The sequence below is a fragment of the Duganella zoogloeoides genome, from assembly GCF_034479515.1.
Classification (GTDB): domain Bacteria; phylum Pseudomonadota; class Gammaproteobacteria; order Burkholderiales; family Burkholderiaceae_D; genus Rugamonas; species Rugamonas zoogloeoides.
Genome location: NZ_CP140152.1, coordinates 5436459 through 5454185, shown reverse-complemented (window position 1 = coordinate 5454185; position 17727 = coordinate 5436459). Strand labels below are relative to the sequence as shown.

The window sequence follows — 17727 nt, the reverse complement described above, 5'->3', positions numbered from 1 at the left end:
AGCCTCCGCAGGATAGCCTTGCAAAGTATCACAAATGCAAGACTGTCCATGCGGAAAGAATTGAGGTATTGTTTTCTGCGACGAAACGTCCTTTTCGCTTAGCCGTCGGCGCGCAGATTGCCGTTGACGATGCGCACGCGGTCGCCTTCACGCCAATTCGGTTGCTCGGTCTGGATGATGTTTTGGGTCTTGCCGTTCTCGAGGCGTACCGCGATGGTATAGGTACGGGTGCCTTTCACCCGGCCTTCGACCTGGTTGCCGGCCACCGCGCCACCGATGGCGCCAGCCACGGTCGCGAGCTTGCGGCCGTTGCCGTCGCCCACCTGGTTGCCCAGCAAGCCGCCCAGCAGGGCGCCGCCGACCGCACCCACGCCGCTGCCTTCGGCGCGCTGGTCCACCGAGGTGATCGATTCGATCACGCCGCAGCTGTTGCAGACGGCCGGGGCCGCTTTCTCGGGAGCAGGGGTATGCTTGACCACCGGTGGCTTTTCGCGCACGGGTTCGCGCTCGGCCTGGCGCACTGGTTCACGGACCGGCTCGCGCACGGTTTCACGCGCTGGCGCCACCACCGGCGCTGCGATCGGAGCCGGTACGGGCGGCGTTGCGGCAGCCTGTTGCTCGATAACGGGAGGAACATTGGCAGCCAGCGGCACCTCCGGGGTCTGGCTGTTGGAGGACGGCAGCCAGCCCATCATGGCGGCCACGCCGACACCGCTGACCAGGACGACTGCGCCGGCGGCGGCGAGAACCATCGGGTGCAGCGAGGATTTGTTGGTATTGTTATTCATGGTAAGACCTTTCCTGAGTGATTGCCTGACGTAGACACTGTACACACAACTAACGCGCACCGGCGCCATTGGTATGACCCGGAATTCGTATCAAATGTAAGCAATTGTTCCCAAAAAGCATGAGTTCGACCGTGCGGCGGGCGCGGTTTTTTTGAACGTGGGAGGCGGGGGAGGTACAATAGACCCCTTGAACTTAAAAAACGCCATTCAGGCCGTTTTTCACCAGCCGCTTGCCGGCGCTATGATTATTAAAGGTTTTCCATGAGTCTCCAATGCGGCATCGTCGGCCTGCCTAACGTCGGCAAGTCCACCCTGTTCAACGCCCTGACCAAAGCGGGCATCCCGGCCGAAAACTACCCGTTCTGCACCATCGAGCCGAACGTCGGCGTGGTGGAAGTGCCCGATCCGCGCATGGCTGCGCTGGCCGAGATCGTCAAGCCGGAACGCATGGTCAACGCCATCGTCGAATTCGTCGACATCGCCGGCCTGGTGGCTGGCGCCTCGCAGGGCGAGGGCCTGGGCAACCAGTTCCTCTCGCACATCCGAGAAACCGACGCCATCGTCAACGTGGTGCGCTGTTTCGAAGACGACAACGTGATCCACGTTTCCGGCAAGGTCAGCCCGCTGGACGATATCGAAGTCATCCAGACCGAGCTGGCGCTGGCCGACCTGGGCACCGTGGAAAAAGCCATCCACCGCGAAAACAAGAAATCGCGCTCGGGCGACAAGGACGCCGCCAAGCTGCTGGCCATCATGGAGCGCATCGTGCCGCACCTGAACGAAGCCAAGCCGGTGCGCGCGATGGGTCTCGATGCCGACGAAATGGCCCTGATCAAGCCTTTGTGCCTGATCACCGCCAAGCCGGCCATGTACGTGGCCAACGTGTCCGACAGCGGCTTCACCAACAACCCGCTGCTCGACCAGCTGACCGCCTACGCGAAAACCCAGAACGCCCCGATCGTCGCCATCTGCGCCTCGATCGAAGCGGAAATCGCCGACCTCGACGACGCCGACAAGACCGAGTTCCTGGCCGACATGGGCATGGAAGAGCCGGGCCTCGACCGCCTGATCCGCGCCGCCTACAACCTGCTGGGCCTGCAAACCTACTTCACCGCCGGTGTGAAGGAAGTGCGCGCCTGGACCATCCGCGTGGGCGACACCGCCCCACAAGCGGCCGGCGTGATCCACACCGACTTCGAACGCGGCTTCATCCGCGCGCAAACCATCGCCTACGACGACTACATCCAGTACAAGGGTGAAGCCGGCGCCAAGGAAGCGGGCAAGATGCGTGCCGAGGGCAAGGAATACGTGGTCAAGGATGGCGATGTACTGAACTTCCTGTTCAACGTCTGATCGAACGGAACTGATCGAAACCGAGGAGCCCTGCTGATGCGGGGCTTTTTTGTATCTGTCATTGCTATTTCGAACGTTCCACTGCCCGGTAATACCCGATCTTCTCCTCCAACGCCTGCACCGACAGGCGCATCGCGTCCATCTCTGCCAGCACGTCCTGCAAGTGCGTTTCCAGCATCCGCCGCCGGTCCGGCACCGTGTTGTCGCCTGCTGCGCGCAGGGTGGCGAACGCTTTCATCCGGCTGATCGGCATGCGCGTGGTGCGCAGCCGCAGCAGGAAGTCGATCCATGCCAGGTCTGCCGCCGCATAGCGCCGCTGGCCCCCCTCGGCGCGGCCCACCGGGGCGATCAGTCCGATCCGTTCGTAATAGCGCAGCGTGTGGGCGGTCAGCCCGGTGCGCCTGGCGACTTCGTCGATGCTGAGGTGGGATGCCATGGGGCGCTCCTGGTGGATGTCATTTTGCTGCAGCGATTTTAACCCCGCGCTTCTCGAACACCTCGCGTGCGGCGCCGATGCCGTTCAGGGCACTGGGAAAGCCGGCGTACACGGCAATCTGGATGATGACTTCGATGATCTCTTCCGGCGTGCAGCCGACGTTGAGCGCGCCTTCGATATGGACCTTCAGTTGTGCCTGCGCATTGCCCAGCGCGGTCAGGGCGGAAATGGTGGCAAGTTCGCGCGTACGCAGCGACAGGACAGGGCGCGAGAACACGTCGCCATAGGCAAAATCGACAATCCAGTGGCCCAGCTCGGGCGACAGGTCGCGCAACGAGTCCACCACTGTCGTGCCTGCGCTGCCGGTGATGGCGGCAATGGTGTGTTCGCCGCGCACGCGGCGTTCATCGCGTTGCTCCTGGGCGCTGGCGGCAGTCGTGGAGACGATGCCGGCCAGCAGCAGGGTTTTCGGAAACAGCGTGGTCATGAGTGCCATGGGTATGCTCCTGGTTGGTCGATGAGAAAGCTCTCAACCCAAGGCTAATACTTCGAGCGCACTCCAAGTCAAGCGCTCACCATGGATCGAGCCGCCATCCATGTTCGCCGGCCGACAGCCGGTCGGTCAGCGCCAAGTTGTCCAGGAACGCATCGTCGTGCGACACCACCACCAGCGCGCCCCGGTAGCTGCGCAGCATGGTTTCCAGCGCCTGCAGCGACGGCAGGTCGAGGTGGTTGCCGGGTTCGTCGAGCAGCAGCAGTTGTGCCGTTGGATCGGCGTACAGCACGCAGGCCAGCGCCGCCTTCAGGCGCTCGCCGCCGCTGAGCATGCCGCTGGGGGCATTGATTTTTTGCGCACCGAGCCCCAGCTGGGCCAGCCAGGTGCGCAAGGTGCCTTGCGCCACGGTGCGATTGGCTGCCATCAGGTGTTCGAGCACGGTGCGCGCCGGATCGAGATCGGCCAGGCGCTGATCGAGGTACACGCCCGCATCGGTCACCTGGCAACTGCCTGCCAGCGCGGCGATGCGGCCCGCCAGCACTTTCAGCAGGGTTGACTTGCCGCAGCCGTTGGGGCCGATCACGCCCACGCGCTGCCCGGCGTTCAAGCCGAGCGTGATGTGGCGCGTGGCTGCCGGCACGCATGGCAGCGCCACCGCGTCGAGCTGCGCCACGCACCGCCGCGCCCCGCGCACTGCCGGCAGCGCATGCAGCACGATTTCAGCCTCGTCCCGCACCTGCTGCGCGGCAGCGCGCACCTGTGCCGATAGTTGCTCACGCGCGGCATCCTGTTGCTGGCGCAGTTTGCCGGCCGAGCTTTCGCTGCGCTCCTTCTGCCGGCCCAGCAGGATCCTGGCCTGGTTGGCTTGCTTGCCCTGGCGCGCGCCCCTGGCCTGGCGCTGGTCCTGGCGTTCGCGCTGGGTGCGCATTGCTTGTTCCTCGCGCTGGCGTTCGAGCTTGCACTGGTCGAGCTGGTCGAGTGCGCTTTGGCGTTCCTGCGCGCGGGCGGCGGCATAAAAACTGTAGTTGCCGCCATAGCTGCGCAAGCCCTGCGGCGACAGCTCGACGATGCGCGCCATGGTATCGAGCAACTGGCGGTCGTGGCTGATTACCAGCAGGCCGCGCGGCCAGCGCTGCAATTGGGCGATCAGCGCTTGCCGGTGGTGGCGGTCCAGATGGTTGCTCGGTTCGTCGAGGATCAGGAAATCGGCGCCGGAAACCATGGCGCCGGCCAGGGCCACGCGCATCGCTTCACCACCGCTCAGGGCGCTTGCCGGGGTGTTGGCGTCGTGGCGGCCCAGGTCGTTGCGTTCGAGTTCCTGTTGCAGCAACTGCGGCAAATCCCAGCGGTCGCCCACCAGGTCGAAGTCTTCCATTGCCACGCTGCCGGCCTCGATACGGGCCAGGGCGTCGAGTTCTGCCCGCACGCCTGCCAGGTCGGCGATGGTGGCGCCGGGCGCGGGGGCCACCTGCTGGGCCAGGTAATACACGGAACCGTGGCGCACGCAGCGTCCGGAGGCGGGCGCCAGCTGGCCGGCCAGGATGCGCGCGAGCACGGTCTTGCCGGCGCCGTTGCGCCCGACCAGGCCGGTGGCCTGCTGGTCGAATTGTTCATGCAGATCGGAAAACAGCATGCTGCCGTCGGGCAGGCTGTACGTCACGCCATCGAGCGTGATGTGCGGGGTCGAAAGTTGCGTCATACGTCACTCCAATAGATGCCAGGAACTCCCGGTGGAAAGGGGAGCAGTGGAGACTGGCCGTCAAGAAGACGGCGGCATCAATGGCGCATTGGACGACTACCTCGGTACTTGGAAAGAACGGCCATTATAGATCAGGGGATGGATCAGTCCATGGATCAGTACAGGAGGGCACGGCGTTGTTGGGTATAATCGTCGGATTAGCCGACCGCCGGACCACGCGTTTGTTCCCCCGCACCCCCTCTTCACTAGAAAATATTCCTCATGGCATCTTCCAACGATAACGTCAGCATGGCGCTGTTCTGCGATTTTGAAAACGTCGCGCTCGGTGTGCGCGACGCCAACTACGACAAGTTCGACATCAAGCCGGTGCTGGAACGTCTGCTGCTCAAGGGCAGCATCGTGGTCAAGAAAGCGTATTGCGACTGGGATCGCTACAAGGGCTTCAAGGCGCCCATGCACGAGGCCAACTTCGAGCTGATCGAAATCCCGCACGTGCGCCAGTCCGGCAAGAACTCGGCCGACATCCGCATGGTGGTCGATGCGCTCGACCTGTGCTACACCAAGTCGCACGTGGATACCTTCGTCATCATCTCGGGCGACTCCGACTTTTCGCCGCTGGTCTCCAAGCTGCGCGAGAACGCCAAGAAGGTGATCGGCGTGGGCGTCAAGCAATCGACGTCCGACCTGCTGGTGGCCAACTGCGACGAATTCATTTTCTATGATGACCTGGTGCGCGAGAGCCGCCGCGCCCGCCGCGATGCAGGCGAGGCCAAGCCTGCCGTCAAGCGCTCGCCCGAAGAAGAAAACGCCCGCCGCGACGAAATGGAAAAACGCCGCGACCAGGCCGTGGAAATCGCCGTCAACACCTTCGAAGCCCTGGTACTCGAGCGTGGCGACAGCGGCAAGATCTGGGCCTCGGTACTGAAGGAAGCGATCAAGCGCCGCAAGCCGGACTTCAGCGAGTCCTACTACGGCTTCCGCACCTTCGGCAACCTGATCGAGGAATGCAAGGCGCGCGGCCTGCTGGAATTCGGCCGCGACGAAAAGTCGGGCGCCTACGTCTATCGCAGCAGCGGCGCGCAAAACAGCTCGGCCCAGGCGCGCGCGGAAGGCCAGTCCGGCGAGAACAGCCACAACGGCCAGAACGAGAACGGCGGCAACGACGCGCCGGAGCAGGGCAACGAATCGCGCCGCAGCCGCAACCGTGGCCGCACGGCCGCCGAACGCTTTGCCGAACGACAGGCCGAGCGCCATGGCCGCCAGGGCCAGGCCCGTCCAGGCCCTGCCGACAACAACCAGGGCGCAATCGCGATTGCCATCGACACCACGCCGGAAACCGACGCCATCGTGCCTGCCGAACCACTGGCAGAACTGGCCGATGCTGCGCAAGCGGCTGCCAATGCCGGCACCGCTGCTGCACCGGCAGCCAGCAACGACCGCGATGGCAACCGCAATCGCAACCGTGGTGGCCGCGACCGCAACAACCGCAATGACCGAGGCGATCGCAATGACCGCAACGGCGGTGGCCAACGCAACCAGCCCGACCAGCCGCGTCACCAGGCTGGCGAGGTAGAAGTGCAAGTCGCCGCGCCGGTCGTGCTGGAAGCAGCAGTGGCGTTGCCAGTGGTGCATGATGCGCCCGTTGTCAGCGGCGAAGGACCAGGCCAGGTTCAGCCACAGGCCCCAGCCAAAAAGAAAAGCGGCGCCAAACCACCGGCACGCAAGGTAAAAGCGGCTGCCAAGGCGCCGGCAGTGCATACCGAGCAAGCTATGGCGAACACACCGGCAGCGCAGGCCGAGCAGGGTGTGGCGAACACGCCAGCCGCGCCGGTCGCCGCCCAAGTGGTTGCGCCAGCTGCGCAGAAAGCTGCGCCGGTCGCCGCCCAGGTGGTTACACCAGCGGGGCAGGAAGCCACGCCGGGCGTCGCCCAAGCGGACACGCCAGTTGCACCGACAGCCGAAACAGGCGGTGCCGGCGCCAACGCCAGGCCGGCCCGTCCGGCAAAGCCAAAAGCCAAGCCGAAAGCCAAGCCGGCCGCCGAACGCGCGAATGGCGCAGCAGCAGCGGTTGCCCAGCCGGCCGCCATTGCAGCCGAAGCAACTGCGGGAGCAGCAGCCGCCGGCAACGCAAGCCCGGCCGCCAAGGCTCCGAAGCAGCCACGGGCGCCCAAGGCACCACGGGCGCCGAAAGCTTCCAAGGCGCCAGCCACGGAAGAGTAATACCCCGGGGGCGCCGCCACGCGCCCCCGTTGTGAATCAATATCGCAAGATTGCAATCCGACTAACCGCGCGCTGGTCGCGCCGCTTTCCGTGTGTGCCATGCCCATCCTGTCAGAACTCGTCCTCTACCCGATCAAATCCTGCGCCGGCCTGTCGCTGCCGCAAGCGTTGCTGACCACGGCCGGCCTGGCCACTGCCGATGCAAAAATCGTCGACCGCGAATGGATGGTGGTCGATGCCAACGGCGGCTACATGACGCAACGTGATTTTCCGCGCATGGCGCTGATCACCCCCACCTTGCACGCCGACACGCTGGCGCTGGCCTTCCCTGGCATGCCGTCGCTGGAATTGGCGCTGGCGCGGCCCGATGCGCAGTCGGCGCCCACGCGCCGCGTGCACATCTGGGATGACAGCCTGCGCGCCTATGACTGCGACGACGCTACAGCCGCATGGTTCAGCGCAGCGCTGGGCGTGCCTTGCCGGCTGGTACGGTTCCATGCCGGCGCCGTGCGGGTGGTCAGCCAGAAGTGGACCGGCGACGTTGCCGCCACCACGCTGTTTTCCGATGGTTTCCCGATCCTGGTCATCGGCCAGGGCTCGCTGGATGACCTCAACGACAAACTGCGCGGCGCCGGCCGCGCGGCGCTGCCGATGAACCGCTTCCGGCCGAACGTGGTGATCGCCGGCATCGAAGCGTTCGAGGAAGACTACACCGACGCCTTCCAGATCGGCGAGGTCGAATTAAAACCCGTCAAGCCGTGCCCGCGTTGCCCGATGCCATCGGTGGACCAGGCCACCGGCGAGTTCGGTCCCGATCCGCTGGAAATCCTGCAAAGCTACCGCGCGAAACCCGAGCTCGATGGTGCGTTGTGTTTCGGTATGAACGCCATCGTTACCGCCGGTGATGGCCGTATCGTGCGGGTGGGCCAGGAAATCGCGGTTGCGCTGGCGTTTTAATGCACTTCCGGCCGGCGGGGCATTCCCAAGCGGCATAACTTGGCGTAAGGTTATGCAAGACCAGATATTGGGTGAAGAGCAAGGAATTATTTATGACGCAGACTGCAACCGGCAAGTTGGCGCCGAGCAAGGATACGGACTACGCGGCGCAAGACGCTGAACTGGTCAACAAGCTGGCCGCCGAAAACCAGGCTCTCCGCGCCCGCATGGCCTATCTGCTGGAGCAGGCTGAACGCAATCACTCGATCATGACGCGCCACCAGGCGTTCGACCTGAACATCGTCAGCGCCGGCAACTTCCCCGATCTGGTCGGCACCATCCTCAGCGTGTTGCCGGTCATTTCCGAGCTCGACGCGGTTACCCTCACGCTGCTGGACGAGGGTGAAGATATCCGCACCGTCATGCTCAAGCTCGACGTGGTGTTCGAGGATTTTCCCGACCTGATTTTCGTGGAAGCGCTCGATGCGCTCGGCTTCGACCTGTCCGAGCGCACCGCGACCTCGCCGCCGCCCAAGCCGCTGCTGGGTATGTTCGATGCGCACCGTCACGGTGCCGCCTTTCCCAACGCGACAACGGGGCTGCAAAGCGTGGCGCTGGTACCGCTGCTGCGCAACAAGCGCATCATCGGCAGCCTCAACCTGGCCAGCCGCGACCCCACCCGTTTCACGCCCAGCCTGGGCACCGATTTCGTCGAGCACATGGCGTCGATCGTTGCCATCTGCCTGGAAAACGTCATCAGTAACGAGATGCTCAAGTACATCGGTCTGACCGACTCGCTCACCGGCGTCTACAACCGCCGCTACATCGACCGCCGCCTGCTGGAAGAAATCGCCCGCGCCCGCCGCCAGGCGTATCCGATCTCGTTCATGTACATCGACGTCGATCACTTCAAGCGCGTCAACGACACCGTGGGCCACGGCGGCGGCGACGAAGTGCTGCGCGAAGTCGCCAGCCGCATCAAGAACGAGCTGCGCGCCTCGGATGCGCTGGCGCGCTTCGGCGGCGAGGAATTCGTGGTGCTGCTGATCGATGCGCCGCTCGACAGCGCCGCCTTCGTTGCCGAGCGCATCCGCGCCGGCGTGGCTGCCACCATGATCGCCCTTACGCCCGAGCTGCAAGTGTCGGTGACGGTGTCGATCGGCGTGGCAGCCCTGCATCCGGGCGACGCCGAAGGCGACCCGGTCGCCATCGCCCGCGCCTGGGTCGCCGCTGCCGACCTGCGCCTGTACGCAGCCAAAGAGGCCGGGCGCAACCGCGTGGTCAGCAGCGCGCCGGCGGCGTGATTTTTATTTCGGGTTTGTGTCGCCACGTGCGATGTGGAGTACAATTTACGCGTAGAGCGCGAGACTGACTGCCCCGGGGCGGCAATAGCCAGTCGAGGGACACCGCAAGTACCCCGGAATTTGTGTCGTGTGAGACCTCTGCTCCTGTGCTGTACAGGGTTAACAACAAGCTAGCGAAGGCAAGCGCACAGCTTGCCTTTTGCTTTTACGGGCGAATGTAAATACATTCGCCATGTCGATGTTTGTTGAGCGCCTTGCCATCGCCGTGCATGAAATTCCAGAGTACCCGGCCGGTCGTGTCGATGAACACCACCAGCATATGTTGCTTACCTTGGAAGGCGCCGATATAGACATGGCGCAGTTCTTCCTTGCCATTCTCGTCTTCGTATTCGACAATCCATATTTCGTAGGGATCTCGGATCGTTGCAAGAGCGTGCCTGACATAGCGCTCACGTGCATCCTGACGTTTCGACGATGTGCCGTAGATTGGCTCGCTCAATGACAACCACGTCCATCGGCGTGATGATTTCCACTTGGGTGATGCCTGCGTCGATAAATCCCAGATGTTGTTCCAGGATGATCATGGCAGCATCGGCTGAATCTACGGTTCGCACCAGGGGCTGGTCGGGAAGTCGTTTCGACCTGTCGAGATGGCGCAAGTCGGGCTGGCCAATATTTTTCCAGTTGGTCTTTTGCTGCTTCTTTTCCTTCATGCGAGCTCCATGCATAACGCATTGGAATGTTCACTCGCAGATAGGCGAGGTCATTGTTTAGACCTGCCAAGCATGACTTGGTTCAGACGCCTACTTTCCGGCGGTGTTGGACCACGTATTTACCGCCACCAGCGAATCCAGCGCACGGCGCGTATCCCACCCCTCCATTTCCAGCATCGGCCGTGGATAGAATTGCGCCACGTGCCCCAGGCACAGCACGGCCACCGGCCGCGCGCCGTCGGGCATGGCCAGCAGTTGCGCCAGTTGTTCCGGGTCGAACAGCGATACCCAGCCCATGCCCAGTCCCTCGGCGCGCGAAGCGAGCCACATGTTCTGGATCGCGCAGGCGACCGACGCCAGGTCCATCTCGGGCAGCGTGCGGCGGCCGAACACGTGCGCTTCGCGGCCGTCGGCCAGCGCCACCACGAACAGCGCGCCGCACTCGCGGATGCCTTCCACTTTTAGCCGCATGAATTCGGCGCCGCGTGCGCCCAGCGCTGCGGCCGTGTTGAGCCGTTCGGCTTCCACCAGGTCGATGATGGCGCTGCGCACGGCGGGACTGGCGATGCGGATGAAGCGCCACGGCTGCATATAGCCGACGCTGGGCGCTTGGTGCGCCGCGTGCAGCAGGCGCGCGATCACCGCTTCGTCCACCGGGCCGGGAACGAAGTGGCGCACGTCGCGCCGCTCCTGGATGACGCGATAGACGGTGTCGATTTCTTGCGGGGTAAAACCTGCGGACATGACTGCCTTGCTAAGTTGGTGCAACTGCCGCGCCGGATCAGCGCAGCAGCAAATTCTCGGCGCGCGCCACGGCGTCGGCCGCGCCGCGCAGCACGACCACGTCGCCGGCGGCCAGCACGGTCTCGGGACCGAAGTCGATTACCTGCTTGCCGCGACGCAGGCTGGCAACCACGGCGCCGCTGTCGGCCAGCAGGCACTGGCCCAGCTGCCTGCCCACGCTGGGCGTGTTGTCGGCCAGGGTGACCGGGTGTAGGCGGTCGAGGTCAGCGTCTTCGCCGACGTCGGAAAAGCCGTGGAAGAAGCCGCGCAGCGACGCATAGCGCGCTTCGCGCGCGGCCTGCACGCGGTGCACGACCTTGCGCAGCGGCACGCCCAGCATCACCAAGGTGTGCGAGGCCAGCATCAGGCTGCCTTCCATCAGTTCCGGCACCACTTCGGCCGCGCCGGCCGCTTTCAGGGCGTCGAGGTCGGTGTCGTCGTGCGAGCGTACCAGTACCGGCAAATTCGGCGCCAGCAAATGCACCTGGTGCAGCACCTTCAATGCCGACGGTGTGCTGGCGTAGGTGATCACCACCGCGCTGGCGCGGTAGATACCGGCCGCGACCAGGCTTTCGCGCCGCGCGGCGTCGCCGTACGACACTTGCAGGCCGGCCGCCTGCGCCACCTGCACCCGCTCGGGGTCGAGGTCGAGCGCGTGGTAGTCGATTTTCTCTTCGGACAGCAGGGTAGCCAGGCTCTGGCCGCTGCGGCCGAACCCGGCCAGGATCACGTGCTTGTTGGTGGACATGGTGCGGCTGGCGATCTTGGTCAGCGCCAGCGACTGCATCATCCAGTCGTTGCTGGCCAGCTTCATGACGATCTGGTCGGACTTGGCGATGATCAGCGGCGCCACCAGCATCGACAGCACCATCGAGGCCAGCACCACCTGGGTGATGAACGGATCGATCAGCTTGTTGCCGCTGGCGAGGTTGAGCAGCACGAAGCCGAATTCGCCGGCCTGCGCCAGCGCCAGGCCGGTGCGGATCGACACGCCATCGCTCGAGCCGAACAGCTTGGCCAGCGCGGCGATCAGGGCAAACTTCACCAGCACCGGCCCGATCAGCAGGATCAGCACCAGCCACCAGTTGTCGATCACCATGCGCAGGTTGAGCAGCATGCCCACCGTGATGAAGAACAGTCCCAGCAGCACGTCGCGGAACGGCTTGATGTCTTCTTCCACCTGGTGCTTGTACTCGGTCTCGGAAATCAGCATGCCAGCGACAAACGCCCCGAGCGCCAGCGACAGCCCGGCCTGTTCGGTGATCCATGCCGCGCCCAGCGTGATCAGGAGCAGGTTGAGCATGAACAGTTCCTGCGAGCGGCGCTTGACCACGATGGTAAACCAGCCGCGCATCAGGCGGTGGCCGACGAACAGCAGCAGGGTCAATACGATCACGGCCTTGACACCGGCCCAGGCCAGGGTTTCCGCCAGCGCGTCCGGGCGCTGGCCCAGCGACGGGATCATGATCAGCAGCGGCACCACGGCCAGATCCTGGAACAGCAAAATGCCGATGATCTTGCGGCCATGCTCGCTCTCGAGCTCGAGCCGCTCGGTCAGCATCTTGACCACGATGGCGGTGGACGACATGGCCAGCGCGCCGCCGAGTGCAAACGCGCCTTGCCAGCTGATCTGCAAATGGGCCGGTAGCTGGCTGGCGATGAGCCAGCCGAACAGCAAGGTGGCAATGATGGTAAACGCCACCTGCGCCAGCCCGAGGCCGAACACGATGCCGCGCATCGCCAGCAGCTTGGGCAGCGAGAATTCGAGCCCGATCGAGAACATCAGGAATACCACGCCGAACTCGGCCAGGCCGTGGGTGGCTTCGCTTTCCATGGCCCAGCCGAGCGCGTGGGGGCCGATCAGGATGCCGACGGCCAGGTAGCCGAGCATGGGCGGCAAATGCATCATGCGGAAGGCCACCACGCCCAGCACGGCGCTGCCTAACAACACCAGGGTCAGTTCGAGCGGGGAAAACGTCATGTTGCCGTAGCCGTCAGTTTTTTATTCAGTGGTTTCGCCCCACGCAGGCACAATGTTTCGACTGGCAAGTTTTTTGCTTTCTTAATTCGGCTATACTTGGGTATGAGTGTAACCCATGAAAAAACAATGCTGAAAGCTTTTGACGCAAAAATGGCGGCGCATGCGCTGCGGCTCGCCCGTGAAACGTTGCAAAACGAGGCTGCTGCCATTACTGCGCTGGAGCTGCGCCTGGGTGACGACCATACCGTCGTCAAAGCGATTGAACTGTTGTTTAATTGCAAGGGCAGGGTGGTGGTGTCCGGTATCGGCAAGTCCGGCCACATCGCTCGCAAGATGGCAGCCACGTTCGCCTCCACCGGCACCCCCGCCATGTTCGTACATCCGGCCGAGGCTGCGCACGGCGACCTCGGCATGGTTACTGCTGACGACGCTTTCATTGCCATTTCGTACTCGGGCGAAAGTACCGAGCTGATGACCATCCTGCCGGTGGTCAAGCGCATGGGCAGCAAGGTCATTGCCATCACCGGTAAACCAGGCTCCAGCCTGGCCAGCATCGCCGACGTCCACCTCAATGTAGCGGTGGCCAAGGAAGCGTGCCCGATGAACCTGGCGCCCACCACGTCCACCACCGTCACGCTGGCGCTGGGCGACGCGCTGGCAGTGGCCTTGCTCGATCTGCGCGGTTTCAGGGAAGAAGATTTTGCCCGGTCGCATCCGGGCGGGGCGCTGGGCCGGCGCCTGCTCACCCACGTGCGCGACGTCATGCGCAGCGGCGCCGATGTGCCCAAGGTGCGTGCCGACGTCAAGCTCACCGACGCGCTGCTTGAAATGACCAAAAAAGGCATGGGCATGACCGCCGTGGTCGATGCCGAGGACAGACCGATCGGCGTATTTACCGACGGCGACCTGCGCCGCATGATCGACAAGGTGCAGGACTTCACCCAGGTCCTGATCCGCGACGTCATGCACGCCAACCCGCGCAGCATCGCGCCGGAACAGCTGGCGGTCGATGCGGTCGCAATCATGGAACAGTTCCGCATCAACCAAGTGCTGGTGGCCGACGCCGATGGCAAGCTGGTCGGCGCGCTGCACATCCACGACCTCACACGCGCCAAGGTGATCTGATGCCTAACGTACGTAAAAGAACCGCCCACCGCTGGTCGCTCACCTGGATGGTCGTCATCGGCGTATTCGTGGCCGTCGGTACCGGCTGGATGGTGCAGTTGATTAACGAATCGAACCAGGATACGGCGCAGGACAAGTTCCGCAACGAGCCCGATTACATCATCGACCGGTTCAGCGTGGTGCGCATGACCAAGGACGGCAAGCCGGCCTATATCATTTCCGGCGACAAGCTCACCCACCTGCCGGCCGAAGAAGCGTCCGACATCATCAAGCCCTATATCAACACCTTGTCGGCCGAGCATCCGCCAATGACGGTGCGCGGCGACACCGCCCGCGTCGATCAGGACAACTCGCGCGTCAAGCTCGACGGCAACGTCAGCGTGGTACGCCCGGCCAGTGGCAAAAGCCAGGCCATGAGCCTGACCACGTCCACGCTCACCGTGTTCCCGGACGAGCAACGGATGGAAACCGTCGCACCGGTCGAACTGCACCTGGGCAAGACGGTGGCCACGGGTGTCGGCATGACCGCCAACAACGCAACGCTGCAAACCCAATTGGGCGGACGCGGCAAGATCACCGTGCCGCCGCATGCGGCACGCTAAAGGAAGATTATGAGAGCAATCACCAAGCACACCTTCTGGTCGGCAGCACTGCTGCTGGCGGCACTGACCATTCCGGCGCGCGCCGAAAAAGCCGACTCCAACAAGCCGATCGAAGTGTCGTTCGACCAGGCCGACTCCGATGACGTCAAGCAGATCAAGACCTTCACCGGCAATGTCATCCTCACGCGCGGCACCATCCGCATGACCTCGCCGAAGGCGGTGGTCACGCAAGACCCCGAGGGCTACCAGTTCGTGGTGCTCACCGGCACGCCCGGCGTGCAGGCCACGTTCCGCCAGAAACTCGACGGCGAGACCGACAAGTGGGTGGAAGGCCAGGCCGACCGCATCGAATACGACGACAAGACCGAGCTGGTCAAGCTGATCTCCAAGGGCCGCATCAAGCAGCTCGAGTCGGGCAAGGTCACCAGCCAGGTCGATGGCGAGTTCATATCCTACGACAGCCGCCGCGAAGTGTTCGCGGTGAAGAACAGCAGCAGCGGCGAGAGCAAACCGGGCGCCGGCCGCGGCACCATGGTGATCCAGCCATCGTCCAAGCGCCCGCCGATCGCGCCGGCGCAGCCGGTGCCGGCCACCCAGCCTGCGGGGAAATGACATGGAACCAAGTTGCGGTAGCACCCTGATCGTTCGCGGCCTGCAGAAAAGCTATGGCAAGCGCCAGGTCGTTCACGACGTGTCCCTGCAAGTCGATTGCGGCGAAGTGGTGGGTTTGCTCGGCCCCAACGGCGCCGGCAAGACCACGTCGTTCTACATGATCGTCGGCCTGGTACCGTCGGACGCCGGCACCATCGATATCGGCGGCGTCGACGTCTCGTCGCTGCCGATCCACCGCCGCGCCTCGCTCGGCCTGTCGTACCTGCCGCAGGAAGCGTCGGTGTTCCGCAAACTGACGGTGGAAGAAAATATTCGCGCTGTCCTCGAAATCCAGAAAGTGGACGGCAAGCCTTTATCCAAGGCTGACATTACTGAACGGCTCAATACCCTGCTGGCCGATTTGCAAATCGAGAAGCTGCGCGAGAACCCCGCGCTCTCGCTCTCCGGCGGCGAACGCCGCCGGGTGGAGATCGCCCGTGCGCTGGCCACCAACCCGCGCTTCGTGCTGCTCGACGAACCATTCGCCGGGGTCGACCCGATTGCCGTGATCGAGATCCAGCGCATCGTGCGCTTTCTCAAGGAGCGGCAAATCGGCGTCCTCATTACCGATCACAATGTGCGCGAGACGCTGGGCATCTGCGACCGCGCATATATCATCAACCAGGGCTCGGTGCTGGCTTCGGGCCGTCCGGACGACATCATCGCCGACGAGTCGGTCCGCCGCGTCTACCTGGGTGAACACTTCCGAATGTAATCCATGAAACAGTCGTTGCAACTGCGGACCTCGCAGCATCTCGCGCTGACGCCCCAACTGCAGCAATCGATCCGCTTGCTGCAGCTCTCCACGCTGGAGCTGCACCAGGAACTCGAACAACTCCTGACCGACAATCCCTTGCTCGAGCGGTTAGACGACCCGCTCGACCATTCGCTGCGGCTGTTGTCCGACGGCGCCATCAGCCAGCAGGCGCCGTCCGGCGAAGCGCCGTCCGAATCGGGCCCGCAGGAAGCGGCGCCCGCCGGCGAGGCCGACGCCTACGAAGGCCCCGCCGCCGATACCGAAAGTACCACCGCCGAAGCGGACATGGACTGGAGCGACGCCGGCCGCAGCAAGGCGCCCGACGACGAAGACGCGCGTCCGCAAATCGAAGCGCACCACTGCACCCTGCGCGAACACCTGATGGAGCAGATGCGGGTGACCGTGCTCGAGCTGCGCGACCGCGCGCTGGTCGAGCTGATCATCGACGCGCTCGACGAAAACGGCTACCTCGAAGAAGCGCTCGACGAGATCCACGCGCGCCTGCCGGAGGAACTGGAAGTCGAACTCGACGAGCTGCAAACGGCATTGTCGCTGCTGCAAAGTTTCGACCCGGCCGGCGTGGGGGCGCGCAATGCGGCCGAGTGCCTGGCGCTGCAAATCAAGCGCTTGCCCGGCATCGCGCTGGTGACGCGACGGATGGCCGTGGCCATCGTCGAAAAGCACCTGACGTGGTTTGCCCAGCGCGATTTCAACAAGCTGAAAAAAGCGCTGCTGTGCGACGACGAAGACTTGCGCGAAGTACAGACCGTGATCCGCCAGTGCAATCCGCACCCCGGTGCGGCGTTCGCGTCCGACGTGTCGGACTACGTGGTGCCGGACGTGATCGTGAAAAAATCGCGCACCGGCTGGCAGGTCAGCCTGAACAACGACGTCATGCCGCGCCTGCGCGTAAACGCCATGTACGCCAACCTGCTCAAGCAGAAGAAGGGCGAGGGAGGCGAGGGCGCCATGGGCGCGCAGCTGCAGGAAGCGAAGTGGCTGATCAAGAATATGCGCCAGCGGTTCGACACCATCCTGCGCGTGGCGCAAGCGATAGTAGAACGACAAAAGAACTTTTTCTCGCACGGCGCCGTTGCCATGCGCCCCCTTGTGCTTCGCGAAATTGCTGATACACTGGGTTTACACGAGAGCACCATTTCTCGGGTAACAACTCAGAAATACATGCTGACGCCGCACGGCATGTTTGAGCTGAAATATTTTTTTGGTAGCCACGTCGCCACCGAAGCGGGAGGTGAAGCCAGTTCGACGGCGATACGGGCACTGATCGTGCAACTGACAGGAGCTGAAGACCCTAAAAATCCTTTATCCGACAGTAAGATTGCGGACATGCTGGGAGAACAGGGCATGGTGATTGCGCGACGCACTGTTGCCAAATATCGCGAAGCCCTCAAAATCCCTCCAGTCAGTCTCCGCAAGTCTTTGTAGTGCACTGGTTCCTGCTTACTCGGCAACAATGGGTAAAGCACGAACCGTCAGCGACATTTATCTTTAGGAGTGTGTATGAATCTCACCATCAGTGGACATCATCTCGAAGTGACCGCCGCCATTCGTGAATACGTGCAGAGCAAGCTCGAACGCGTGACACGGCACTTTGATCAAGTGATTGATATTGCTGTCATTCTGACCGTAGATAACCTTAAAGAGAAAACCAAGCGCCAAAAGGCTGAAATCAATCTGCGCCTGTCCGGTAAAACGGTCTACGTGGAAAGCCTGTCGCAAGACCTGTACGCTGCGATCGACACCCTGATCGACAAGCTGGACCGCCAGGTCATGAAGTACAAAGGCAAAGTCCAACAGCACGGCCACGATGCGATCAAGCATCTCCCGGATAACTTCGAACCAGCTGCCGCCGCCCTTTAACA

The 17727-nt window shown here is 63.4% G+C and carries 18 protein-coding genes; 10 read left to right on the top strand and 8 right to left on the bottom strand.

All coding sequences use genetic code 11. The features are described from left to right. Window positions 1–98: 98 nt before the first annotated feature. A complete protein-coding gene (locus SR858_RS23970; protein WP_019923421.1) occupies window positions 99–788 on the bottom strand; it encodes a glycine zipper 2TM domain-containing protein in 690 nt (229 codons plus the stop codon). A 261-nt stretch (window positions 789–1049) separates the two neighbouring features. Between SR858_RS23970 and ychF the strand changes: the two genes are divergently transcribed. After that, the gene (gene ychF, locus SR858_RS23965) at window positions 1050–2141 is read left to right on the top strand and encodes a redox-regulated ATPase YchF (RefSeq protein ID WP_019923420.1); all 1092 of its coding nucleotides are present in this window, start codon (window positions 1050–1052) and stop codon (window positions 2139–2141) included. A 64-nt stretch (window positions 2142–2205) separates the two neighbouring features. On the opposite strand, the gene SR858_RS23960 is transcribed toward ychF, so the two are convergent. From SR858_RS23960 to SR858_RS23950, 3 genes are all read right to left on the bottom strand, one after another. Then, entirely contained in the window at window positions 2206–2577 is a 372-nt protein-coding gene (locus SR858_RS23960; RefSeq protein WP_019923419.1) for a MerR family transcriptional regulator, read from the bottom strand. Between the two features lie 19 nt (window positions 2578–2596). Beyond that, on the bottom strand, window positions 2597–3073 hold the full coding sequence (locus tag SR858_RS23955) for a carboxymuconolactone decarboxylase family protein (protein ID WP_019923418.1): 477 nt from the start codon (window positions 3071–3073) through the stop codon (window positions 2597–2599). Window positions 3074–3149: 76 nt separating this feature from the next. Beyond that, window positions 3150–4772: an ABC-F family ATP-binding cassette domain-containing protein gene (locus SR858_RS23950; RefSeq protein WP_019923417.1), complete on the bottom strand. Its 1623-nt coding sequence runs from the start codon at window positions 4770–4772 to the stop codon at window positions 3150–3152. 261 nt (window positions 4773–5033) lie between these two features. Between SR858_RS23950 and SR858_RS23945 the strand changes: the two genes are divergently transcribed. The 3 genes from SR858_RS23945 to SR858_RS23935 all read left to right on the top strand — a co-directional run bounded on the left by SR858_RS23945 (window position 5034) and on the right by SR858_RS23935 (window position 9232). After that, window positions 5034–6992, top strand: coding sequence for an NYN domain-containing protein (locus SR858_RS23945; protein WP_019923416.1), 1959 nt, complete (start codon window positions 5034–5036; stop codon window positions 6990–6992). 99 nt (window positions 6993–7091) lie between these two features. Beyond that, window positions 7092–7949 carry an MOSC domain-containing protein gene (locus SR858_RS23940; RefSeq protein WP_019923415.1) on the top strand — a complete coding sequence of 286 codons (858 nt, stop codon included), beginning with the start codon at window positions 7092–7094 and terminating at the stop codon, window positions 7947–7949. 92 nt (window positions 7950–8041) lie between these two features. Then, window positions 8042–9232: a GGDEF domain-containing protein gene (locus tag SR858_RS23935; RefSeq protein ID WP_019923414.1), complete on the top strand. Its 1191-nt coding sequence runs from the start codon at window positions 8042–8044 to the stop codon at window positions 9230–9232. A gap of 205 nt (window positions 9233–9437) precedes the next feature. Here SR858_RS23935 and SR858_RS23930 read toward each other — a convergent pair whose 3' ends face one another. The 4 genes from SR858_RS23930 to SR858_RS23915 all read right to left on the bottom strand — a co-directional run bounded on the left by SR858_RS23930 (window position 9438) and on the right by SR858_RS23915 (window position 12709). Next, window positions 9438–9731: a PBECR2 nuclease fold domain-containing protein gene (locus SR858_RS23930; RefSeq protein ID WP_322534055.1), complete on the bottom strand. Its 294-nt coding sequence runs from the start codon at window positions 9729–9731 to the stop codon at window positions 9438–9440. Further along, complete coding sequence (locus tag SR858_RS23925) at window positions 9682–9945, bottom strand: hypothetical protein (RefSeq protein WP_019923412.1); 264 nt, start codon at window positions 9943–9945, stop codon at window positions 9682–9684. Before SR858_RS23925 ends, SR858_RS23930 begins: the two co-directional genes overlap by 50 nt. 90 nt (window positions 9946–10035) lie before the next feature. Then, entirely contained in the window at window positions 10036–10689 is a 654-nt protein-coding gene (gene bluB, locus SR858_RS23920) for a 5,6-dimethylbenzimidazole synthase (protein WP_019923411.1), read from the bottom strand. Between the two features lie 37 nt (window positions 10690–10726). After that, on the bottom strand, window positions 10727–12709 hold the full coding sequence (locus tag SR858_RS23915) for a monovalent cation:proton antiporter family protein (protein WP_019923410.1): 1983 nt from the start codon (window positions 12707–12709) through the stop codon (window positions 10727–10729). Between the two features lie 126 nt (window positions 12710–12835). Here SR858_RS23915 and SR858_RS23910 point away from each other — a divergent pair, with 126 nt between their 5' ends. The 6 genes from SR858_RS23910 to hpf all read left to right on the top strand — a co-directional run bounded on the left by SR858_RS23910 (window position 12836) and on the right by hpf (window position 17725). Continuing rightward, a complete protein-coding gene (locus SR858_RS23910; RefSeq protein WP_019923409.1) occupies window positions 12836–13834 on the top strand; it encodes a KpsF/GutQ family sugar-phosphate isomerase in 999 nt (332 codons plus the stop codon). Further along, the gene (lptC, locus tag SR858_RS23905) at window positions 13834–14436 is read left to right on the top strand and encodes an LPS export ABC transporter periplasmic protein LptC (RefSeq protein ID WP_026637565.1); all 603 of its coding nucleotides are present in this window, start codon (window positions 13834–13836) and stop codon (window positions 14434–14436) included. Before SR858_RS23910 ends, lptC begins: the two co-directional genes overlap by 1 nt. Before the next feature lie 9 nt (window positions 14437–14445). Further along, on the top strand, window positions 14446–15048 hold the full coding sequence (lptA, locus tag SR858_RS23900; protein ID WP_019923407.1) for a lipopolysaccharide transport periplasmic protein LptA: 603 nt from the start codon (window positions 14446–14448) through the stop codon (window positions 15046–15048). A 1-nt stretch (window position 15049) separates the two neighbouring features. Beyond that, on the top strand, window positions 15050–15802 hold the full coding sequence (gene lptB, locus SR858_RS23895) for an LPS export ABC transporter ATP-binding protein (RefSeq protein ID WP_019923406.1): 753 nt from the start codon (window positions 15050–15052) through the stop codon (window positions 15800–15802). Window positions 15803–15805: 3 nt separating this feature from the next. Continuing rightward, a complete protein-coding gene (locus SR858_RS23890; RefSeq protein ID WP_019923405.1) occupies window positions 15806–17290 on the top strand; it encodes an RNA polymerase factor sigma-54 in 1485 nt (494 codons plus the stop codon). A gap of 75 nt (window positions 17291–17365) precedes the next feature. Then, complete coding sequence (hpf, locus tag SR858_RS23885; RefSeq protein ID WP_019923404.1) at window positions 17366–17725, top strand: ribosome hibernation-promoting factor, HPF/YfiA family; 360 nt, start codon at window positions 17366–17368, stop codon at window positions 17723–17725. Window positions 17726–17727: the final 2 nt, after the last annotated feature.

What these genes read in the sequence shown, in the direction of transcription:
- SR858_RS23955 (WP_019923418.1), bottom strand. Translation starts at nt 3,073, where the DNA reads ATGGCACTCATGACCACGCTGTTTCCGAAAACCCTGCTGCTGGCCGGC.
- SR858_RS23970 (WP_019923421.1), bottom strand. Translation starts at nt 788, where the DNA reads ATGAATAACAATACCAACAAATCCTCGCTGCACCCGATGGTTCTCGCC.
- SR858_RS23960 (WP_019923419.1), bottom strand. Translation starts at nt 2,577, where the DNA reads ATGGCATCCCACCTCAGCATCGACGAAGTCGCCAGGCGCACCGGGCTG.
- SR858_RS23950 (WP_019923417.1), bottom strand. Translation starts at nt 4,772, where the DNA reads ATGACGCAACTTTCGACCCCGCACATCACGCTCGATGGCGTGACGTAC.
- hpf (WP_019923404.1), top strand. Translation starts at nt 17,366, where the DNA reads ATGAATCTCACCATCAGTGGACATCATCTCGAAGTGACCGCCGCCATT.
- lptA (WP_019923407.1), top strand. Translation starts at nt 14,446, where the DNA reads ATGAGAGCAATCACCAAGCACACCTTCTGGTCGGCAGCACTGCTGCTG.
- SR858_RS23925 (WP_019923412.1), bottom strand. Translation starts at nt 9,945, where the DNA reads ATGAAGGAAAAGAAGCAGCAAAAGACCAACTGGAAAAATATTGGCCAG.
- ychF (WP_019923420.1), top strand. Translation starts at nt 1,050, where the DNA reads ATGAGTCTCCAATGCGGCATCGTCGGCCTGCCTAACGTCGGCAAGTCC.
- SR858_RS23940 (WP_019923415.1), top strand. Translation starts at nt 7,092, where the DNA reads ATGCCCATCCTGTCAGAACTCGTCCTCTACCCGATCAAATCCTGCGCC.
- SR858_RS23935 (WP_019923414.1), top strand. Translation starts at nt 8,042, where the DNA reads ATGACGCAGACTGCAACCGGCAAGTTGGCGCCGAGCAAGGATACGGAC.
- lptC (WP_026637565.1), top strand. Translation starts at nt 13,834, where the DNA reads ATGCCTAACGTACGTAAAAGAACCGCCCACCGCTGGTCGCTCACCTGG.
- SR858_RS23915 (WP_019923410.1), bottom strand. Translation starts at nt 12,709, where the DNA reads ATGACGTTTTCCCCGCTCGAACTGACCCTGGTGTTGTTAGGCAGCGCC.
- lptB (WP_019923406.1), top strand. Translation starts at nt 15,050, where the DNA reads ATGGAACCAAGTTGCGGTAGCACCCTGATCGTTCGCGGCCTGCAGAAA.
- bluB (WP_019923411.1), bottom strand. Translation starts at nt 10,689, where the DNA reads ATGTCCGCAGGTTTTACCCCGCAAGAAATCGACACCGTCTATCGCGTC.
- SR858_RS23910 (WP_019923409.1), top strand. Translation starts at nt 12,836, where the DNA reads ATGCTGAAAGCTTTTGACGCAAAAATGGCGGCGCATGCGCTGCGGCTC.
- SR858_RS23945 (WP_019923416.1), top strand. Translation starts at nt 5,034, where the DNA reads ATGGCATCTTCCAACGATAACGTCAGCATGGCGCTGTTCTGCGATTTT.
- SR858_RS23890 (WP_019923405.1), top strand. Translation starts at nt 15,806, where the DNA reads ATGAAACAGTCGTTGCAACTGCGGACCTCGCAGCATCTCGCGCTGACG.